The sequence below is a fragment of the Acinetobacter sp. genome, from assembly GCF_039596015.1.
Lineage (GTDB): Bacteria > Pseudomonadota > Gammaproteobacteria > Pseudomonadales > Moraxellaceae > Acinetobacter.
The window spans coordinates 125,889-147,419 of sequence record NZ_JBCNKN010000002.1 but is presented as its reverse complement, the minus strand read 5'-3'; the positions used below and the strand labels follow the sequence as shown (position 1 = coordinate 147,419).

General features: G+C 39.5%; 18 protein-coding genes. 12 read left to right on the top strand and 6 right to left on the bottom strand.

Annotated elements, in window-relative coordinates; all coding sequences use genetic code 11:
* Positions 1-21: 21 nt before the first annotated feature.
* Both ABDV70_RS02440 and fabR read right to left on the bottom strand, forming a co-directional pair.
* Positions 22-1,035: an AI-2E family transporter gene (locus ABDV70_RS02440; RefSeq protein WP_343595129.1), complete on the bottom strand. Its 1,014-nt coding sequence runs from the start codon at positions 1,033-1,035 to the stop codon at positions 22-24.
* 212 nt (positions 1,036-1,247) lie between these two features.
* Positions 1,248-1,931 carry an HTH-type transcriptional repressor FabR gene (gene fabR / locus ABDV70_RS02435; protein ID WP_343595128.1) on the bottom strand — a complete coding sequence of 228 codons (684 nt, stop codon included), beginning with the start codon at positions 1,929-1,931 and terminating at the stop codon, positions 1,248-1,250.
* A 162-nt stretch (positions 1,932-2,093) separates the two neighbouring features.
* On the opposite strand from fabR, the gene ABDV70_RS02430 reads away from it, so the two are divergent.
* Positions 2,094-3,164 carry an iron-sulfur cluster-binding domain-containing protein gene (locus tag ABDV70_RS02430; RefSeq protein WP_343595474.1) on the top strand — a complete coding sequence of 357 codons (1,071 nt, stop codon included), beginning with the start codon at positions 2,094-2,096 and terminating at the stop codon, positions 3,162-3,164.
* A gap of 15 nt (positions 3,165-3,179) precedes the next feature.
* Positions 3,180-4,274 carry an acyl-CoA desaturase gene (locus ABDV70_RS02425; RefSeq protein ID WP_343595127.1) on the top strand — a complete coding sequence of 365 codons (1,095 nt, stop codon included), beginning with the start codon at positions 3,180-3,182 and terminating at the stop codon, positions 4,272-4,274.
* A gap of 108 nt (positions 4,275-4,382) precedes the next feature.
* Here ABDV70_RS02425 and ABDV70_RS02420 read toward each other — a convergent pair whose 3' ends face one another.
* Together ABDV70_RS02420 and ABDV70_RS02415 are read right to left on the bottom strand one after the other, a co-directional pair.
* Complete coding sequence (locus tag ABDV70_RS02420) at positions 4,383-4,736, bottom strand: hypothetical protein (protein ID WP_343595126.1); 354 nt, start codon at positions 4,734-4,736, stop codon at positions 4,383-4,385.
* A gap of 30 nt (positions 4,737-4,766) precedes the next feature.
* Positions 4,767-5,474, bottom strand: coding sequence for an SIMPL domain-containing protein (locus ABDV70_RS02415; protein ID WP_343595124.1), 708 nt, complete (start codon positions 5,472-5,474; stop codon positions 4,767-4,769).
* 531 nt (positions 5,475-6,005) lie between these two features.
* Between ABDV70_RS02415 and ABDV70_RS02410 the strand changes: the two genes are divergently transcribed.
* From ABDV70_RS02410 to sohB, 7 genes are all read left to right on the top strand, one after another.
* Entirely contained in the window at positions 6,006-7,376 is a 1,371-nt protein-coding gene (locus tag ABDV70_RS02410) for a diaminobutyrate--2-oxoglutarate transaminase (RefSeq protein ID WP_343595123.1), read from the top strand.
* Positions 7,377-7,379: 3 nt separating this feature from the next.
* Entirely contained in the window at positions 7,380-8,912 is a 1,533-nt protein-coding gene (locus ABDV70_RS02405; RefSeq protein ID WP_343595122.1) for an aspartate aminotransferase family protein, read from the top strand.
* 298 nt (positions 8,913-9,210) lie between these two features.
* Positions 9,211-10,239 (top strand): substrate-binding domain-containing protein, encoded by a 1,029-nt coding sequence (locus ABDV70_RS02400; RefSeq protein ID WP_343595121.1) that lies wholly within the window; start codon positions 9,211-9,213, stop codon positions 10,237-10,239.
* A 72-nt stretch (positions 10,240-10,311) separates the two neighbouring features.
* Complete coding sequence (pstC, locus tag ABDV70_RS02395; protein ID WP_343595119.1) at positions 10,312-11,691, top strand: phosphate ABC transporter permease subunit PstC; 1,380 nt, start codon at positions 10,312-10,314, stop codon at positions 11,689-11,691.
* Positions 11,688-13,082: a phosphate ABC transporter permease PstA gene (pstA, locus tag ABDV70_RS02390; RefSeq protein ID WP_343595117.1), complete on the top strand. Its 1,395-nt coding sequence runs from the start codon at positions 11,688-11,690 to the stop codon at positions 13,080-13,082. Before pstC ends, pstA begins: the two co-directional genes overlap by 4 nt.
* Positions 13,083-13,095: 13 nt before the next feature.
* The gene (pstB, locus tag ABDV70_RS02385) at positions 13,096-14,004 is read left to right on the top strand and encodes a phosphate ABC transporter ATP-binding protein PstB (protein WP_343595472.1); all 909 of its coding nucleotides are present in this window, start codon (positions 13,096-13,098) and stop codon (positions 14,002-14,004) included.
* Between the two features lie 316 nt (positions 14,005-14,320).
* A complete protein-coding gene (gene sohB / locus ABDV70_RS02380; protein ID WP_343595115.1) occupies positions 14,321-15,283 on the top strand; it encodes a protease SohB in 963 nt (320 codons plus the stop codon).
* A gap of 203 nt (positions 15,284-15,486) precedes the next feature.
* On the opposite strand, the gene ABDV70_RS02375 is transcribed toward sohB, so the two are convergent.
* Complete coding sequence (locus ABDV70_RS02375; RefSeq protein ID WP_343595113.1) at positions 15,487-16,719, bottom strand: L,D-transpeptidase; 1,233 nt, start codon at positions 16,717-16,719, stop codon at positions 15,487-15,489.
* A 433-nt stretch (positions 16,720-17,152) separates the two neighbouring features.
* Here ABDV70_RS02375 and hemE point away from each other — a divergent pair, with 433 nt between their 5' ends.
* Together hemE and ABDV70_RS02365 are read left to right on the top strand one after the other, a co-directional pair.
* The gene (gene hemE, locus ABDV70_RS02370; protein WP_343595111.1) at positions 17,153-18,226 is read left to right on the top strand and encodes a uroporphyrinogen decarboxylase; all 1,074 of its coding nucleotides are present in this window, start codon (positions 17,153-17,155) and stop codon (positions 18,224-18,226) included.
* A gap of 7 nt (positions 18,227-18,233) precedes the next feature.
* On the top strand, positions 18,234-19,061 hold the full coding sequence (locus ABDV70_RS02365) for a DUF817 family protein (RefSeq protein WP_343595109.1): 828 nt from the start codon (positions 18,234-18,236) through the stop codon (positions 19,059-19,061).
* 47 nt (positions 19,062-19,108) lie between these two features.
* Here ABDV70_RS02365 and folE read toward each other — a convergent pair whose 3' ends face one another.
* A complete protein-coding gene (folE, locus tag ABDV70_RS02360) occupies positions 19,109-19,657 on the bottom strand; it encodes a GTP cyclohydrolase I FolE (RefSeq protein ID WP_343595107.1) in 549 nt (182 codons plus the stop codon).
* A 374-nt stretch (positions 19,658-20,031) separates the two neighbouring features.
* On the opposite strand from folE, the gene xdhA reads away from it, so the two are divergent.
* Positions 20,032-21,531 carry a xanthine dehydrogenase small subunit gene (gene xdhA / locus ABDV70_RS02355; RefSeq protein WP_343595106.1) on the top strand — a complete coding sequence of 500 codons (1,500 nt, stop codon included), beginning with the start codon at positions 20,032-20,034 and terminating at the stop codon, positions 21,529-21,531.

Below are 21,531 nucleotides of genomic sequence, written 5' to 3'. Positions count from 1 at the left end.
TTTTTTATACCTATGAATTAATTAAATCAAACCAGCATCACGCAATTCACGTTTAAAATAAGCATAAAAAACAGGAGCTGCAATTAATCCACCAAAACCAAAAATAGATTCAAAAACCAACATTGCCAACAGAACTTCCCATGCTTTGGCATCGATTTTTCCTCCCACAATTTTGGCATTCACAAAATATTCAAGCTTATGAATCACCACCAAATAAACAAGTGCAGCACCCGCTACAGGGAGTGATACAGTGAGTCCTGAAATAATAATCAAGGTATTGGAAATTAGATTCCCTGCAATTGGGATTAGGCCAAAAATGAAAGTTAAGATGGTTAATGTTTTGGCAAAAGGCAGTTGAACATGAAACAGTGGAAGTGCAATAAAAACAAAAATAATAAATAAAATGGTATTAATGAGTGAAATTTTGAATTGAGCAAAAACTACATTGCGAAAAGAAATAGAAAGTTTTTCAATACGTTGTAGTAAGGCAAGTTTAAAGACGGGTTGTGGCTGAGTACTAAAGTTATGTAAAGAAGCTAATATTCCAATAATCAGTCCAATAAGCATGGTCGCGAGATTATGTAAAATATCTGAACCTGTGTGCTGTAAAATCGACACATTGTCTTTTAACAGTACAAATAATTCATTTTTTAGGTCGGTCACACTACTTGGGATATAAACGGGAATATATTTTGAAACTTCGAGTCTTAATTGCTCTAGTGCCTGATCTGCCTTAGCCCCAACAGATGAAATACCAGTGCCTTGCACATCGTGAACAACAAAACTAATTAAAGCAATGATACAAGCGGCAAGTAACGAAACGATCAGAACGCTTAGCCCAACACTAATGATTAGTTTGGCGCGATGACTATCAATATAACGGTCAATGACTTTACTTAAAGCATGAATAATTTCGTAGATGATAAAACCTGCAAAGAAACTGGGTAATAAGTGCAGGGGAATGATAAACAGCAGACTTAAAAAAATAATGACGTAGCTTGCTAAAATATACGGTTTATCACTCAAAACATTCATGATAGTTGAACCTGAAAAATAAATTTATGACGCGTTTGTCAATCTAGTTAGATAGATCTGCAAGCGCTTGGGGGGAACAGCAGACCAATACTTTGGATAAAACTATTCTAACGGTTTCGAAGAAAGTTAGATATGACAAAAAGTATGAAATTTCAGTAATCTAGTTGTTCGCCGATCAGAATTTTTATTGGTTAAATTTAAATTATTTATTTTTAACGAATTTTTGCTTTATCTAGGTGGCGAGAACCTTCTAAAATCATACGAATCATGAGAATGGTTTGCTCTGCAACCTGATTACGTTCATCGCTTGATAAATCCACGACTTTTGCCCCCATATTAAAAACCAATTGAGTGATGGCTTTGGAAACGAGATCTGGATAAAACAGCTTATTATGGTTTAAGCGTTCAAGACGGATTAAGTCTTCTTGTAGTTCTTGTTGGAAAAAGCTGAGTTGTTGCTCGACAGCCTGTTTATATGAATTAGAACCTGTGTAACCCTCACGAAGCAATAAACCTAGGTTGCCTTCATCGGTATTTAACTGTTGTAAAAAAACTTCAATCGAACTTCGGATAATACTGTCTTGTTTTGTTGCCTGAAGCCGAGCTTCACGAATAATTTTCCGTAAAACTAAACCTGCACGATTAATCAGTGCAATGGCGAGCTCATCAATGTCTTTAAAATGCCGATAAAAGCTATTGGGTGCAATACCTGCTTCACGGGCAACCTCACGTAAACTCAGGGATGAAATACTTTTTTGCGGACCAATCAGGTTTAAAGTCGCCTGAAATAATTCTTCTTTGGTAATCGTTGCTCTTCGGCCAGCACCACGCGTTACTTTGACCTGATGAGGTTCAGGTTGAGACGCTTCGGCTAGGGGTTGGGTGAGTAACGACATGTATATCCATATAAAGTTAAGTCAAACTGATATTAAGGATTATGCCCTAGACTGAGCCGATAAGGAATAGTGCAAAGATTTGTTTCTGGCGTTGTAGAAATACTATACAAATATATATACATGTGTATAATAATTCAAAAGGCATAATTGAGATGACCTGTGATGCAAGCTATACAACGAAAAAATCAGTTTTTAGGCTTTTTATCTGGCAGCGTGGTTGATACGAAAACCATTAATTTCTGGCTAAATAAAGTCAATCCTTTGTGGTCAACAAATGAGATGCTGGGGCGCATCGTCAAAAAAGAGCAGCTTGCCGATGATATTGTCAGTTTGACGATTCAGTGTAATCGCTTGATGGAATTTGGCTTGGCAGGGCAACACCATCCAGTAACAGTTGAAATAGAAGGCCGCCGTTTTGAGCGAACTTATAGTTTGACTCAGCTCGATGCCCATCAGGTATTATTGACTGTCAAAAAAGTAGATAAGGGTTTGGTCAGCACGTGGTTATGTGAGCAGGCTCAAGTTGGCGATATCATCGAATTTGGGAAACCTTACGGTGAAATGCAGGTTGAATATGGTTCAAAACAACCTTTGATTTTACTTGCCGCAGGTAGCGGTATTACGCCAATGTTTAGCTTGTTATCTCATTTACATCAAACTGGTGAATTGAAAAATCATCAAATTCATTTAATGTATTGGGCGCAGCATGCAACAGGTTTGGCTTTTAAAGCGACCTTTGAAGCATGGCAACAGCAGTATGAAAATTTTAAATTTTCTACATTCTGTACGCGTGATGAACCTGCTGCCTCTCGTTTAAACCAGCAGCATTTAGACATGTTACCGAATTTGGCTGAAACCCGTGTTTTGGCATGTGGGCCTTCTGGTTTTATCAACAGTGCTGAACAGTTGTTTGCACAAGCTCAACAATTTGAAGGTGAAGCCTTTAGCCTCGCCCCTGTGACATATGACGATGAAGGTGTTGTGAATATTACACTCACAAAGTCGGATAAAACCATTACCGTTCCGAAAGGGCAGCCATTATTGGAAGCATTGGAACAGGCGAAAATTCAACCCGAATATGGTTGTCGTATGGGTATTTGCAACAAGTGTTCTTGTAACAAAGTGAGTGGTATCACCAAACATGTGGGCAATGGTGCTGAAAATGCAGAGCCAGGTAATCCTCTGCGTATTTGCGTAAATTCAGCAAAAAGCGACTTGGTGTTAGATCTTTAAGAAGAGAATTGAATTATGAATATGCAAGTTAAAACGCAATATTTTAAAAATCCAAAAAATCGGAATCTGACACCAGCAGAACTAGATGCTTTGGCACAAGAGTTAGACCAAATTAAGCAAGATGCGTTAGATCAAATTGGTGAAAAAGATGCGCAATATATTCGTCGTATCTATTCAACCGTGCGCTATACAGGCATAGCTGGACGAGCATTGTTATTTGCTGGATGGTTTCCACCTGCATGGTTGTTAGGTACAGGTTTGCTTGGACTGTCTAAAATTTTGGAAAATATGGAAGTCGGTCATAATGTCATGCATGGTCAATATGACTGGATGAATGATCCAAAATTCAAAGGACAGGATTACGAATGGGATATCGTGGGGACGGCAGATAACTGGCGTCAAACCCATAACTACAAACACCATACCTATACGAACATTAAAGGAATGGATGATGATATTGGTTATGGCTTAATTCGGTTATTTCCAGAACAACGCTGGAAAAAAGGCCATTTGTTGCAACCTATTTACAGTATTCCATTTTGCTTGTTGTTCCAGTGGGGCGTTGCCATTCAAAACTTAGAAATTGGTAAAGTTTTATTTGGACGAAAAACTGTGAAACAGCTTTGGAATGAATGGAAACCTGTTCAGAAAAAAGTGGCAAAACAATTATTTAAAGATTATGTCTTTTTCCCATTGATTGCTGGGCCAAATGCTGTACCTGTATTTTTTGGAAATATGGCAGCCAACGGTATCCGTAATGTATGGACGTTCAGTATTATCTTTTGTGGTCACTTTACCAAAGATGTTGAAGTGTTTCCAAAAACAGTTTTGCAAAATGAAAGCCGTGGTCACTGGTATATGCGCCAAATCCGTGGTTCATCTAACTTAACAGGTTCAAAAATTTTCCATATCTTAACGGGTCATTTAAGCTATCAGATTGAGCATCACTTATACCCAGAAGTACCATCTTTACGTTATCGTGAAATGGGGCCAAAAGTGAAGGCAGTCTGTGAAAAATATGGCTTGAACTACAACAATGCTAGTTTAGTCAAACAATATGGTCAGGTGATTGGGCGTATTTTTAAATATGCCTTACCTTTCAAAAAATAAGATATTAATTTAAAAAAGCGGTGTTTAAAACATCGCTTTTTTTATGCTTCTAATTTGGCTGTACTTTGTTGTGAATTTACCCCGTAATTTGTGTTTACGGGGCATAGATTAGTGCAAAGTAATGGAAACATTACACCCTTGGAATAAGCGTTTGATGGCTGTAATTAATTGATCATTGTCATGATCTAGTTCGATATGAATTGATGAATAATCTAGGCTATCGGACAAAGCGGTGTCCAATTCAAGCACAATTTGTGCATCAAAAAAACGAACCGCAGTTACGGCATCAAAAAATTCAACATCAGTTTCATTCACCAGTAACTCTGTTGAAGCAAAATCTGGGTCATCTTGGCGTGTTAAAATCACAAAATCGATAGGGTCAAACGCATCATCGGCTAACCCAATGCTTAAAACATGATCCTCATGCTGAATAGAAACAGAATGGGCGTGGAAAGATTTCATTGCATTTCTCAAATGACTAAATGAGGCAGTTTATTTTAACTGAATTGTACCGTCTGCCGTTGCATTGATTTTGGTTTCTCCAGCAGAAATGTCCTGAACAGGTGCAGCTTCATTATCCATAGATGCTTTCATCATCATATTTGCTCTCAAATACGGCTGCGGATAGACATTGCTATTGGTGTTGATATTTAAATTAACCAATTGATAGCCCGATTTATTCCAAACTTTGCTTAAATTTTCTGCACGTTGTTGAAATTGTTTAGATGCTTCAATCATCAGCTCATTTTCAACTTTTTTGCGCTGAGCTTCGGATACGTTAAAACTGATACTTTGGGTTTGGAAATTGTTTTGTAATTTGCTTACAAGTTGGCTAATGGCTTTAAAATCTGTTCCTTCCAGACGTAACTCGGCATGTGAGCGCCACTCTTTGAGTTTGTTTTTATCATCATAAATCGGCTGTGTACTTTGAGTGCCAGTGGTTGTTTTGACCTGAGGATATTGGCGAGCTGTCACAAGTGCCTGATTCATCGCCTGAGTCACTTCGGTGGCAAGCGTCGAAGGTTGTTTATTATTTTTTTCAATATAGAGTACAACCCGCATTTCATCATTTAAGACCTGACGAGAGGCGTTGGCTTGTAGGTTAATTATGTTATAACGAACAGCATCTTCTTGGGCAAATGTGGCACAGCTAAATAGAGCGCTACAAACTAAAATTCCTGAACTTACAAAAGTACGCATAATGGTGTCCTGCTTATCTTTGGTATCAAATTATGTAATTGGTATGGATCATGATTGAAAATGGACGATTTCCATTTAAAAAATCAATCACTTGAACCTATGTGTCTATACTAAAGTTTCAAAATGAAATGAAAGCAATATTTTGTAGAAGCTTTGTAATGTTTTAAGAAAAGCATGTCAAAAAGTGATCTAATTTCTAATGTGATTTTGAGTAGGACAAAGGTGGTGTTATATATTGAAAAACATTAAGTTATGTCGTTATCTACTAGATGTGATCAAACCAAAATTTCATCATAGTGTCATTAGAAATCTGCATAATGCCTAAAATTCATTAGGCGAATGTTTTTTTTAATAGATTTAGAGCAAATAAAGGCATAAAAAGCACTTTATTTTTATAAAAAAAAGGGTATTATCGCCCTCCTAGTTATCTCTACATCTTTTGTCTAACTAGAATTTTACAAGCACCGAGTCAAAGGACCGCAAGTCACCAGACTTATTTCTTTCAACCCATATCAGAGATGGTAATTCGATATGAGCGTTACTTCTGTAAATCCTGCCACCACTTCCACAAACGAATACTACTTGACTCGCCAAAGTCAGATGGAATCGAATGTTCGTAGTTATCCTCGTAAATTACCGTTAGCGATAGCGGAAGCACATGGTTGTTGGGTTACCGATGTTGAAGGTACAAAGTACCTTGATTGTTTAGCTGGGGCAGGGACATTGGCTTTAGGCCATAATCATCCTGCGGTGATTAAAAGTATTCAAGATACACTCACCAGTGGTCTACCATTACATACTTTAGATTTAACAACGCCTTTAAAAGATGCTTTTACTGAAAGTTTGTTATCTTATTTGCCAGGCGGTAAAGAAGAGTATTGCTTACAGTTCTGTGGTCCATCTGGTGCAGATGCGACTGAAGCGGCAATTAAATTAGCAAAAACTTATACAGGTCGTAGTTCTGTGATTAGCTTCTCAGGCGGCTATCATGGTATGACACACGGCTCATTGGCAATGACAGGTAATTTGTCTGCAAAAAATGCAGTCAATAACCTTATGCCAGGCGTACAATTTATGCCATACCCACACGAATACCGTTGCCCATTAGGCATTGGCGGTGAAGCGGGTGTTGATGCTTTAACCTATTACTTTGAAAACTTCATTGAAGATGTAGAAAGCGGTGTAACAAAACCTGCTGCAGTCATTCTTGAAGCGATTCAAGGTGAAGGTGGTGTTGTTACTGCACCTGTAAAATGGTTGAAAAAAATTCGCGAAGTTACTGAAAAACACAACATCGTATTGATTCTTGACGAAGTTCAAGCAGGTTTTGCGCGTTCAGGCAAAATGTTTGCATTTGAACATGCGGGTATTGAACCTGATGTTGTGGTGATGTCTAAAGCTGTTGGTGGTGGTTTACCACTTGCAGTATTGGGTATCAAACGTAAGTTTGACGCATGGCAACCTGCGGGTCACACGGGTACATTCCGTGGTAACCAATTGGCAATGGGTACAGGTCTTGTTGTTTTAAAAACAATTACTGAACAAAACCTTGCTCAAAATGCACAAGAACGTGGTGATTATCTACAAGCTGAATTGAAAAAATTAGCGCAAGAATTCCCATGTATCGGTAACGTCCGTGGTCGTGGCTTGATGATCGGTATTGAAATCGTTGATGAGCGTAAACCTGCTGATCATATGGGTGCATTACCAGCAGATTCACAATTGGCTGCGGCAATCCAAACTGCATGTTTCAATAACCAGTTGTTGTTAGAAAAAGGTGGTCGTAACGGTACAGTAATTCGTTTACTTTGCCCGCTTATCATCACTCAAGAAGAATCTGAAGAAGTAATTGCACGTTTTAAAACAGCAGTTGCACAAGCAGTTAAATCGGTTCGAGGCTAATACATGGTTGATTTTGCAGAACATCGTAAAGCGCTACTCTGCAATGATGCTGGATCCATTGCTGACTATCAGTCAGCAATGGATGAAGCGGTAAAAGCCGTTTCTGCATGGTTGCAAAATGATAAAATGTATACAGGTGGTAGCATTAAAGAATTGCGTTCGGCAATTTCTTTCCAACCTTCAAAAGAAGGCATGGGGCTACAATCTTCTTTAGAGCGTATGATTGAGTTATTCCTCAACAAAAGCCTAAAAGTACATCATCCATATTCACTTGCACATTTGCACTGCCCAACAATGGTTAGTAGTCAAATTGCCGAAGTTCTGATCAATGCGACCAACCAATCAATGGATTCATGGGATCAAAGCCCAGCAGGTTCATTGATGGAAGTTCAGTTAATTGACTGGTTACGTCAAAAAGTGGGTTATGGTTCAGGTCAGGCAGGCGTGTTCACTTCTGGTGGTACACAATCGAACCTGATGGGTGTTTTACTTGCGCGTGACTGGTGCATTGCGAAAAACTGGAAAGATGCCAATGGTCAGCCGTGGTCTGTTCAGCAAGATGGTGTTCCGTCAGATGCAATGAAAAATGTCAAAGTCATTTGTTCTGAAAATGCACATTTTTCTGTGCAAAAGAACATGGCGATGATGGGAATGGGTTTCCAATCAGTTATTGCAATTCCTGTGAATGAAAAAGCCCAAATGGATGTGAATGTGCTTGAAGAAACAATGGCACGTTTACAATCAGAAGGCAAAATCGTTGCATGTGTTGTGGCAACAGCAGGAACAACCGATGCTGGCGCAATTGATCCATTAAAACAGATTCGTGAAATCACCAATAAATATGGCGCGTGGATGCACATCGATGCGGCATGGGGTGGTGCACTGATTCTATCGAATGAACATCGTGCAATGCTTGATGGTATCGAACTATCAGATTCTGTAACACTGGATTTCCATAAGCATTATTTCCAAAGCATTAGCTGTGGTGCGTTCTTGTTGAAAGACGAAGCAAACTATCGCTTTATGCACTATGAAGCAGAATATTTAAACTCTGCTTATGATGAAGAGCATGGGGTGCCAAACCTTGTGTCTAAATCATTGCAAACAACCCGTCGTTTTGATGCATTGAAACTCTGGATGACAGTTGAGGCTTTGGGCGAAGAGCTATATGGTTCAATGATTGATCATGGTGTTAAATTAACCCGTGACGTTGCGGACTATATTCAAGCGACAGCAGGTTTAGAGCTTTTGGTTGAGCCTCAATTTGCATCTGTCTTGTTCCGTGTCGTACCAGAAGGTTATCCAGTTGAGCTTTTGGATACATTGAACCAAAACATTGCTGATGAATTATTTGCACGTGGTGATGCCAATATTGGTGTGACGAAAGTGGGCAATGTTCAATCATTGAAAATGACTACTTTAAGCCCAGTTGCAACGCTTGAAAATGTACAAGGTTTGTTGGCAATGGTGCTAAGTGAAAGTGATCGTATCCGTGATGCGATTGCCGCAGGTACATATGTACCGCCAATTGATTAATTCATTTGTTTGATAAAAAGGTCACTTTGGTGGCCTTTTTTATTTTTCATTGAGATGTGAAATTGGGTACAAAGATATGACCCTGAATCTGGAGGAAGTTTCTTGCATCATCCTTCGGTTTTTTAGAGAGCAGTGCAAAGAAAGAATTATGATGAATGAAAAACAGATTTGTTATTGCGTCATAAATTTGTAATCGAATTACTGTATAAATGGTCAGGATGCCTATATTCCGCATGAAACGATAACCTTTATTGGCTTGGAGAAATGCGCTAGAGGCATAGATATAGAGAGATGGCCAATGAGTTTCAACAATAAAATGACATTGTTTTTCGCTGTAACTGGGGTGACACTTGCGACGAGTGCACATGCAGTGAGAGATACAATTCAGATTGCGGGTTCTTCAACTGTTTTACCATACGCAAGTATTGTTGCCGAAGAGTTTGGTCATACGTTCCCACAATACAAAACACCTGTGGTTGGTTCTGGTGGTACGGGTGGCGGTTTAAAACAATTTTGTCAGGGCGTTGCAGACAATACAATTGACGTTGCAAATGCTTCACGTCAAATTAAGGATACTGAAATCGCAACCTGTAAAAAGGCAGGTGTCAAAAAGATTCAGGAAGTGAAAGTGGGATATGATGGCATTGTATTTGCATCAAACTCGCATAAGCCTGCTTATAAATTAAAACCCTATCATATATTTGCAGCACTGGCTGAAACATTACCATCCAAAGGAAAGTTGGTTCCAAACCCCTATACGCGTTGGAGTCAAATAGACCCTACATTGCCGAATGAACCGATTACTTTAGTCATTCCTGCATCGAACCACGGAACACGTGAAGTTTTTCAGGAAAAAATGGTCAATGCTGGGTGTGAAGCATATCTTTATTTTAAAAGGCTCAATCAGGCCGAGCGTACAAAAGCATGTTCGACTTTCCGTGAAGATGGCCATGTTATTGAAATTTCTGGTGATTACACAGAAACGCTGGCACGCTTGCAAACTAACCCAAGTGCAGTCGGTGTTTTTGGCTTAGGGTATTACAGCTCTAATCGAGACAAGTTGCGTGTGGCTTCGGTGAACAATGTTATTCCATCTGAAAAAACAGTATTGAATGGTTCTTATATCGTGTCTCGTCCATTATTTATGTACATAAAAGGCGAACATCTGATTGCAATTAATGGTTTATCTCAATATGTTGAATTTTTCTTGAATCAGAAAATTTCAGGAAAAGGATCTAAAATTGAACGTGCGGGCTTAATTGCAATGTCTGATGCTGAACGTACCAAAGTTTTGGCTGATTTTAAAGCGGGCAAATCTGTTCGGTAAGATGATCTGGATCTGGCATGGAAAAATGTTCGTGTTGGATTTTTTATCAAAACGATTTTAGGCAAAGATAAAATGAATCTGCTTCTTTTAGGCGTGTTACTGGCATTGATTGCAATCGCCTATCAACTGGGGTTGAAAAAAAGTCGGAAATTGGCGGGTGTTCATCATAACACTGCAAATTTGCATTCACGTCCTGGTTATTATGGTGTATTGGTTGCACTATGGTGTGGTATTCCTGCATTCACGATTTTTATCGTCTGGAACTTAATCGAACCCTCTATTTTGCGTCAGGTTGCGTTTAATCATGTTCCTGCACAGGTATTATCTGGTTTGGATGCAGCAGGCCGAGAGGTGTTACTCGACCGTATTCATGCGCTTGCGACAGGTTTTGGGGTGACTGATCATGCCGCCGCTTATGAAGTCACGGCAGCCGAACAATATGCACAAATCAGTAAAATTGGGGCTTATGCAAAAGTTACGGTTGTCGTATGTATTGCATTGCTGGGTTTACTGGTTGCAAAAAATAAAATTAGCCAGACCTATCGTGCCCGTAACAGCGTAGAAAAAGTGATCAAAACAAGTTTGGTGTTATGTTCTGGCGTTGCCATTTTGACAACAGTTGGAATCGTGATGTCAATGTTGAGTGAAGCATTACGGTTTTTTCATTTTGTTAGTCCAATGGATTTCTTTTTTGGAACTGAATGGGACCCCGGTTTTAGTACGACAGGGAATGCCGATGGTCGCTATGGTGTGTTGCCCTTGCTTTGGGGAACCATTATGGTTAGTGCGATTGCCTTATTGGTCGCGATTCCTGTTGGATTAATGATTGCGATTTATTTGGCAGAGTATGCATCTCCTCGTTTTAGAGCATTTGCAAAACCAACAATTGAGATTTTGGCGGGGATTCCAACCATTGTATATGGTGTTTTTGCCTTGATGTTTGTCGGCCCTTTCTTTAGGCAAATGGGGGATCGTATCGGTGTGGATATTAATGCAACGAGTGCATTAACCGCAGGTGTGGTCATGGGAATTATGATTATTCCATTTGTATCCTCTTTATCTGATGACATTATCACGCGAGTGCCAAGAGCTTTAAGGGATGGTTCATTAGGGCTTGGGGCTACACGTTCAGAAACCATTCGTCAGGTTGTGTTACCCGCAGCCTTGCCCGGGATTATTGGCGCTTTTTTACTTGCGGCCTCACGTGCCATTGGTGAAACCATGATTGTGGTTTTGGCGGCAGGGAATAGTCCATTGCTTCACACCAACCCATTACAAGCAGTTTCTACTGTGACGGTGACAATTGTAAATCAGCTAACAGGGGATACAGACTTTGCAAGCCCGCAAGCATTGGTGGCATTTGCATTGGGGTTAACCTTATTTGTAATTACACTGGGTTTAAATATCGTAGCACTGTGTATCGTGCGTAAATATCGTGAGCAATACGAATGAGTATGACAGATTCTACTATTCAGCCCCCAGTGCCTGACTCTAAAGTGGCTATTAAGGCAAGTGAAGAAAGAAAGCGTTTGATTATTCAGACCTTAGCTAGACGACACCGTAAAGAAAAAACATTCCGTATTTTGGGTCTTTCATCCGTGATTTTGGGCTTAATGTTTGTGGCGTTACTTTTTGGAAGTATTTTACAAAAGGGCATACCTGCATTTTGGCAAGCAAGCATAACCGCACCAGTTTATCTAGACCCTAAAGTGATTCATACGGCTGGGGCAAAACCTGTTCGATTGGTTCATGAAAGTCCTGCACAGTATCAACAACGCTATATTGACTGGCAACTCAGAATGGGGGCGCTTGATTGGGATGGATTAATCCTTCGTGGTATTGAATCTCAAGATCCAAGTTTGAAACATCATGAAAATGATTTACTTAATATTTATAGCAGTTCAGAAGCATACCGATTAAGAGATATGGTATTTGCCGACCCAAGTCTTGTAGGCAAAACAATTGAGATGAACCTGATTGCTGGCGCCAATGTGGATGTTTGGATCAATGGGAAAATTGACAGAGATTTACCCGCCGATCAGCAGCAGCTTAGCGGTAGCGTTCGTGCTCTTGCAGATGAAATGGTGAAAAAAGGCCTTTTGAAACGCACGTTCAATTTTAGAATTTTTACAAATACCGACTCACGTAGTTCTCCTTCATCTAGTGGTTTAGCGGGAGCGTTTATGGGGTCATTGTTTATGATGCTCATCGTGATTTTTGTGTCTATTCCAATTGGCGTTGCAAGTGCAATTTATTTAGAAGAATTTGCAAAGAAAAGTTTGATCACCGATATTGTTGAGGTCAACATTAATAATCTTGCAGCAGTACCCTCAATTATTTTTGGTTTATTAGGGGCTGCAATTTTTATTGGTTGGATGCATTTGCCATTATCTGCACCACTTGTTGGTGGTCTGGTGTTAAGTTTAATGACGTTACCCACCATCATTATTACCACACGTGCTTCTTTAAAAGCAGTACCTCCATCGATTCGTCGGGCGGCACAAGGCTTGGGAGCTTCTCGTATACAAACGGTTTTTCATCATGTGTTACCATTGGCTTTACCCGGTATTTTAACAGGCGCCATTATTGGTGTGGCTCAGGCATTGGGTGAAACAGCACCTTTGCTTTTAATTGGAATGAGTGCCTTTGTTGCCAGTGTTCCTTCAACACCTTTAGATCAATCTACGGCTTTACCTGTTCAGATTTTCTTATGGCAAGGCAATGAGTTACGTAACTTTTTTGAAGGTCGAACTGCTGCTGCCATTATTGTGTTACTTGCATTGATGATTGGCCTGAACAGTTTGGCGATTTGGTTACGCAAAAAATTTGAAGTACGTTGGTAAAACAGAGGTCATGATGAAAAATACTGCCGAATATAACACATCTTTAAGACAGGATATGAATGTGACTGAAGACCAACATGTACCAATAGAAAACACAACAGTTAAGCCGTCTATACACATTCATGTCGCTTCAAACGAGTCTGAGTCAAAACACAAACCTCAACCAGACGTTAAGATCTCTACACAAGATGTTCATGTTTATTATGGTCAAACAGAAGCCATTAAAGGGATTGATTTAGATATTTATCAAAATGAAGTCATTGCATTTATTGGGGCTTCTGGTTGTGGTAAATCGACTTTTTTGCGGACATTAAACCGTATGAACGACACGATAGAAGGCTGTCGTGTTCAAGGTAAAGTGGTTCTGGATGAACAGGATATTTATGACCCAAACTTAGACGTGGTGTTACTCAGGGCGCAGGTGGGTATTGTTTTTCAAAAGCCCAATCCATTTCCAAAATCGATTTTTGACAATGTCGCCTATGGCCCAAGATTACATGGTTTAGCACGTGACAAATATGATTTGGAAGAAATTGTAGAAAATAGTTTACGTAAAGCCAGTTTATGGGATGAAGTTAAAGATCGTTTAAACCAGTCGGGTACAGGTCTTTCTGGTGGGCAACAGCAACGTCTATGTATTGCACGTACAATTGCGGTTAGTCCCGAAGTAATTTTAATGGATGAACCTTGTTCGGCACTTGACCCAATTGCAACAGCTAAAATTGAAGAACTCATCTCGGAACTTTCTGCGCAATACACCATTGCTATTGTGACGCATTCTATGCAACAAGCTGCACGCGTTTCTGATCGGACGGCATATTTCCATTCAGGACGTCTGATTGAGGTCAATTCAACTGAAAAAGTCTTTACCCAGCCTGATCAGCAATTGACAGAAGCATATATTACTGGACGTTTTGGTTGAGGTATATTCACCAAAATTGTATAAGACAGAGCCTTTGCGCTCTGTTTTTTAGGGGGAGAGTTTTTGTAAAAATGAGAGTTTCAAAAGGCTCTTTCTATAATGACTGTAAGTATCTCTATTCAATTTAAAGCGTATTTTATCAAGCTATGGCTGAGTTATGGTCTGTTTATCTGCCGTGCAAATCACTGAGTAAGATCATAGATTCAAATTAAAATGAAAAATAGAAAACAACAAGATGCATAAAACCTATTGAAAAATACCTGAACTGACCTAATCTAAATACCATAAACTGAATTAAATTGAGAATAGAATTTTTATGTTATTTCATTTACCAAAGCTTCCCTCAGAAATTAATATCACTCATCTTAATGCGCGAGTAAACGAACAGCGTAAAAAAATTATTCAGGCAACTGCATCAAAACTTGAACTTTTACAATTTACCAAGCAATTGGCGAAAGAGGCAAAAAGCCGTAAGAAAAATGGACAAAAAGTTTATTTAATTGACTTTAAAGGTGATGTTCAGGCTTCGGCTGTTGCGCAATTGCGTGAAGAAGTGACGCTTATTCTTGCAACTGCAAAAGCGGGACAAGACCGAGTCATTATTCGTTTGGAAAGCCCGGGTGGTATGGTGCATGGTTATGGTCTTGCAGCAGCACAATTGGTTCGATTACGCGATGCAGGGTTTTATGTCACGGTAACCGTAGATAAAGTCGCAGCAAGCGGTGGTTATATGATGGCGTGTATTGCAAATGAAATTGTTGCTGCACCATTTGCAATTGTCGGTTCGATTGGTGTTGTGGCACAAGTTCCAAACTTTAACCGTTTGTTACGTGAAAACAAAGTTGATTTTGAACTGTATACCGCAGGGCAGTACAAACGTACAGTGACTATGTTTGGTGAAAATACTCAAGAAGGTAAAGCCAAGTTTGAAGAAGAGTTACAGCAAACGCATGCACTATTTAAGCATTTTGTAGAAAAATATCGTCCAAAACTCAATGTCGAAAAAGTGGCTACAGGTGAGCATTGGTATGGACAGGATGCACTTGATCTAAATTTGGTGGATCAATTACAGACCTCAGATGCACTCATTTTGGAGTTGTTGGCGAAACATGATGTATATTTGGTGAGCACACGCCGTAAACCAACATTAGGTGAAAAGTTAGGTTTACAGGCTGCACAAATTGCAGATCAGTTGATTCCATCTATGTTTGATAAAATTACTGAGTATGCTGCCAAAGTGAATCAGTCACGTATTCAAATGCGAGATCCTAAACTCTAAGTTATTTTTCAGCATTTCATTGCCCATAATGATTTTTTAAATCATCTCAATTTATTGCCTGTAAAACGTCAAGGTTTGTACAGTACGGATAGAGGAGATAAGGGGTGATGAAATGCGAACAGACTTAAATAGCCTTTGAAGTTATAAAAAAGCCCAGTTCAATATTGGACTAGGCTTTTTCTTGGTCTGGATGTGACTTGAGGTTATTCGATAAATTTAACCGTTACACCTGCTTTAACTTTGCTACCAAGGTCATTCGCATCCCAGTTGGTCAAACGGATACAACCGTGTGAAGCAGTTTTAGAAATTGCAGATGGGTTTGGCGTACCATGAATACCAAAAGATTTCTTACTTAAACCAATCCAGATATTACCTACAGGGCCGTTCGGGCCAGGTGGTAAAGTCAATGGTTTTAAGTTTTTGCCCTGAACAAAGTTGCTTGGAGAGTAACTGTAGTACGGGTTTTTAGCGACACCGACAACTTTATATGTTCCTGTTGGTGATGGTGTATCTGAGCTACCAATCGTTGCAGGGAACGAACCGACCATCTGGTTGTGGTCGTTAAATAAATAAAGTTGTTTTGCACCTTTATGTGCAATAATTAAATGAATATCTTCAGATAAGTTATTGCGAACATTCGCTACAATAATTTTTTCGCCTACTTTTTTAAAGTTTGCTTTTGGATTGAGTTGTTTTAAGAAACCTTCATCCATGTGGAACTTTTCGCCCAACATTTCGGTTACGCGTGTGTAGTACAAACCTTTCATTTTTGCTTGTAAGGCATAATCATGCGGAATACTTTCTGCATAAGGGCCTTTAATATCAGCATCTGTGATGGTGTATTCGATGTAAGCAGGCTTACTTTGTTTCGATACCAGTGCTTCCCATGTTGCCTGATCGAGTTCGCCTGTTGCAGCTAAACCATTCATTTGCTGGAATGATGCAATTGCTTTTAATGTATTTTTACCACTTGAACCATCAATCGCCCCTGGTGAAGCATGCATATTATTGAGCATGACTTGCGCCCGAGCATAAACAGGGAATTGACCTTTACCGATATTCGAATACCATTCGATGTGGTTCAGATTATCAAGTGTCCAAGCTGTTTTTTTGGCATTGGTTGGGGCTGGCGTACTTTTTTCGACTGTATTATCAATACGTTTAACCGTATTGGTCACCTGATTCAAATTTTTCTGTTCTTGCTGGGTAATTTGTGTTTCAGATGCAGCGTCTTTTGGGGTAACGTCAGATGCGGCTGTTGTTCCCATGACTTGAGATGCAGTTTTTGTATCTAAAGATAAAGGATCAATCGGATCTTCAATAGGAGCAGAAGCCACTTTTTGAGGCGTTAATGGTTGCTCCGCATGAGATGCTGCAAAAGCATTGTTTAGCATGAGGTAGCTTAAACTCACAGCGAGTAATGAGCGAACAAACATCTAATTAAACCTTAAAGAAAAAATGTATTTGTGACAAAAAGCGTAATCAGTATTACAGAAATTAAAAGGTGTTGCATTAATTATTTCGTATCTGTCACGTAGAGAAGCTTGCATTATTATTGAGTTTTATCTAGCTGAGAGGGCGTGTTATTGCACTGCAATATATCACGTCAGACACATATATAGCAGATCTGTTGGCTTTGATTAGAGATGATGACAATGGATATTTTTAGATGATACAAGTGATTTGCAAATGAGTGACTTTTAAATAAGTTCGGGTAAATACAAGCAAATTTTAAATCATGGCAATGCTGTTATAGAAAATATTTAAAAATATAAATTTAAAGTGGTTTTAGAAAATTTTTCGAAAATTCACAGCCGCTATAGTGTTTTTGTTATCATGGGGCACTTTAAAATTTTAATTGGAAAGAGCATGACGACTTTAAAAAATGATCGTTTTTTACGTGCTTTATTACGTGAACCTGTAGATACAACACCCGTCTGGATGATGCGTCAGGCAGGACGTTATTTACCAGAATATCGTGCAACACGTGCCCAAGCAGGGGATTTTTTGTCGTTATGCAAAAATACAGATTTTGCCTGTGAAGTGACCTTACAGCCACTACGTCGCTATGCTTTAGATGCTGCAATTTTATTTTCAGATATTTTAACCATACCCGATGCATTGGGACTTGGTCTTTATTTTGAAACAGGCGAAGGCCCAAAATTTCATAAAACCGTTCGTACCGAGCAAGAGATTGCTCAATTGCCGAAGCTTAATTCGAAAGTTGATTTGTCTTATGTGATGAATGCTGTTTCGACTATTCGAGGTGCGTTAGGTGGTGAAGTGCCTTTGATTGGTTTTTCGGGTAGCCCGTGGACCTTGGCAACATACATGGTTGAAGGTGGCTCAAGTAAAGAGTTCCGTTTTACCAAACAGATGATGTATGCACAGCCTGAGCTATTACATGCCTTACTCGATCATTTGGCTGAATCTGTAATCGATTATCTAAATGCACAGATTGAAGCGGGTGCGCAAGCGATTCAAATTTTTGATAGTTGGGGGGGAGCGTTGGCACATCGTGAATATCAAGAATTTTCATTGCAATATATGCAAAAAATTATCGCTGGGCTGAAACGTGAACATGACGGGCGAAAAATTCCTGTCATTATTTTCACCAAAGGTGGCGGTCAGTGGTTAGAATCAATGGTGGCAACGGGTGCAGATGCACTTGGGCTAGATTGGACGACATCTTTAGCAGATGCCCGTCAGGTGGTTCAGGGGCGTGTTGCGTTGCAAGGGAATTTAGACCCTGCAACACTGTATGGTTCTGCGGCAACCATTGAAAAAGCAGTTAAAACCATGTTAGATAATGCTTATAGAAATGGTGAAAAAACCGGTTATGTGGCAAACCTCGGGCATGGCATTACGCAATGGGCTGACCCTGATCATGCCAAAGTATTTGTCGATACGGTACATGAATATAGTGCTAAATATTTAGGCTAAGACTCACGTGAATTCAGTTGGTCGGACTTTTGCTTTTTTGGCGCAGCGTTCAGTTTCCGCTGCGCTTTTTGGAATTTTATTATTAACGGCATTTGCCGTGAGTTCCTCTATGGGGGAGCATCCCTTTTTAGGGTTTTATCGTTACGATTATCTGTTTTTTTGTGCTATTTCTATTCAGATTTTGATGCTCTATTTTCATCTTGAAACATGGCAAGAAGCCAAAGTGATTGCTCTGTTTCATGTGATGGCAATGGTGATGGAGCTGGTATTGACCGATCCGAATGTCGGTTCATGGCAATATCCTGAACCTGCGATTTTAAAAATCATGACCGTGCCATTATTTGCAGGGTTTATGTATTCTGCCATTGGTAGTTTTTTTGCTCGGGCAATTCGTTTATTTCAGGTGTCCTTTCAGGGATTACCGCAGTTTCATAATATGCTGTTACTGGCGATTCTGGCGTATATTAATTTTATGAGTAAGTTTTTTATTCATGATATTCGCAGTATTTTATTTATCTGGAGCGCAGTTATTTTTTGGAAAACCAAAGCCAGTATTCAGATACAACAACGGTATTATAAAATTCCTATGCTGATTTTATTGTTGTTTTTAGCATTCTTGATTTGGATTGCGGAAAATATCAGTACGTTTTATGACATTTGGGTTTATCCCAACCAAAAAGATGGTTGGCAAATTGTGTGGTGGGGGAAAATTGGCTCTTGGTATTTGTTACTGTTACTAAGTCTGGTGTTGATCATGAAAATTTTAGGAAAGCGTGATGCACAAGGCAATTGGTCGTTAACAACCGCAGTAATGAAATTTTCAGACCGCTCATAAAAAAAGGCAAGTTGATTGACTTGCCTTTGTTGTTCTTATCTTAAAAATTAATAACTTTCAGGAACAACACGTAAAAATTCACGACGAATTTGTTCATTGTGCTCAAAGTCACCAATAAATGAAACAGTACGTGTTGTCGAGCTTTGTTTTCCGACACCACGCATCATCATACACATATGGGCAGAGTCAATGACAACAGCAACACCACGAGCATCGGTAACTTCTGCCACAGCTTCAGCGATTTGTTTGGTCAAATTTTCCTGAATTTGCAAGCGACGAGCAAACATTTCTGTAATGCGGGCAAATTTGGATAAACCCAAAACTTGACCTTCAGGTAAATAAGCAATATGTACTCGACCATAAAATGGCAGTAGATGGTGCTCACATAAAGAGTAAAACTCAATATTTTTAACTAAAACCATTTCACGGTTATCTGATGGGAAAACCGCACGATTCGTGACTTCTTCAAGTGTTTGATTATAACCTGAAGTCAAATACGAAAAAGCTCTAGCTGCACGAATAGGTGTGTCTTTTAGGCCTGGGCGAGTTAAATCTTCACCAACGGCTGTGAGTATGTTTTCGTAGGATTGCTGCATGGACATAAGACGTATTGACTTACTCTATTAAACAAGCTGAACATTGTATCAGAAACATAACCGCATGTTCATAACTCGTTGGGCTATTTTCTATTCTTCTGTTTTGATGCGAAAAAACATGAATATTTTTCATTTTTAAATCCATTGTTGGATATATACGGTTAAGGAGGAGTCTTTGCTGGATGACAAACTGTGTATCAAAGCTGTGAATGAGCAGGGAGTTATTGCAGCTATTTAGAGTGTTTTCATCCAACTTGAATGTGATTCAGATATATTGAAAAAATAAAATGAGGATTTAAAACCCGCGTGATTAACAAGGTCATCATGGCATCATATTTGCAAATATGATTGAGAATAGAACATAAGGATATAAAATGTCGGAACGTCCAATCACCTTTTTCTTTCGTGGTGGTCAGCAGCAAGTTGTAAATGTCGCACCTACAATGACGGTTTTACAGTATTTACGTGAATATATTCAGACTGATAAAACCAGACAAACTGGTACAAAAGAAGGTTGTGCAGAGGGTGATTGTGGTGCATGTACGGTGGTGATTGGTGAATTAATCAATGACCGTCTACAGTTGCGTAGTGTGAATGCCTGTATCCAGTTTTTACCGACACTGGATGGCAAAGCATTGTTTACTGTTGAAGATTTACAAGGTCTATTGCCTGTTTCGGCACAGGGTCTGCACCCCGTACAACAGGCAATGGTAGATGTGCATGGTTCGCAATGTGGTTTTTGCACCCCTGGGTTTATCATGTCGTTATGGGTGATGTATGAAAATGAAGTCGATGCACCCAATAAGGCAAAAGTTAGTGATTATCTTTCGGGAAATTTATGCCGTTGCACAGGGTATCGTCCAATTTTGGATGCCGCGCAAAAAGCCTATGACTATCCGCGAGTTATGATTGAACGCCAAAAAATCATTGATGCATTAAAAGCAATTCAGGCATTGCCCGCATTATATTTAAACTATAAAAATCAACAGTTTTTTGCTCCAAAAACGGTGCAGGATTTTGCTGCTTTACTTCAGCAGTTTCCGCAAGTACGGATTGTGGCGGGTAGTACCGATGTTGGATTATGGGTAACGAAATTAGGGCGTGACTTGGGCGATGTACTGTACATCGGTCAGGTTACAGAACTTAAAAAAATAACTATCGCTCAGGATGTTTTAGAGATGGGTGCAAACGTAAGTTTGAGCGATGCACTGGCAAAAATTGCAGCCTATTATCCAGACTTTGAAGAATTACAGCGCCGTTTTGCCTCGATGCCTATCAAAAATGCAGGCACATTAGGTGGTAATATTGCCAATGGTTCACCGATTGGCGACTCCATGCCTGCGTTAATTACATTGGGTGCACACTTACGGTTACGTTGCGCTGAACAAGTCCGAGAGATGGCTTTAGAAGATTTTTATCTGGATTATCAAAAAACGGCCTTGCAGGTAGGCGAGTTTCTCGAAGCGATTTTGATTCCAATCCGTGCAGCTCAAGCCCAATTTAAATTTGCCAGTTATAAAATTGCCAAACGCTTTGAGCAGGATATTTCGGCAGTTTGTGCCGCAATTTCATGTGAACTAGACGATGACAAAACCATTCACCGTATAAAGATTGCTTTTGGTGGCATGGCTGCTATTCCAAAACGTGCCAAACATGCTGAAGCAGTGCTTGAAGGACAAGTATTGACGACTGAATTATTGTTACAGGCGCAGCAAGCTTTATCCCAAGATTATCAACCTTTAAGTGATGGCCGTGCTAGTTCGGCTTATCGTTTGCAAGTAGCACAAAATTGTCTGCAACGGTTTTATCTAGAACAAATTGAGGCACAAGCCATAACCCGTTTGGTCGATGTGATTGCTTTGGTGGAGGTGTAA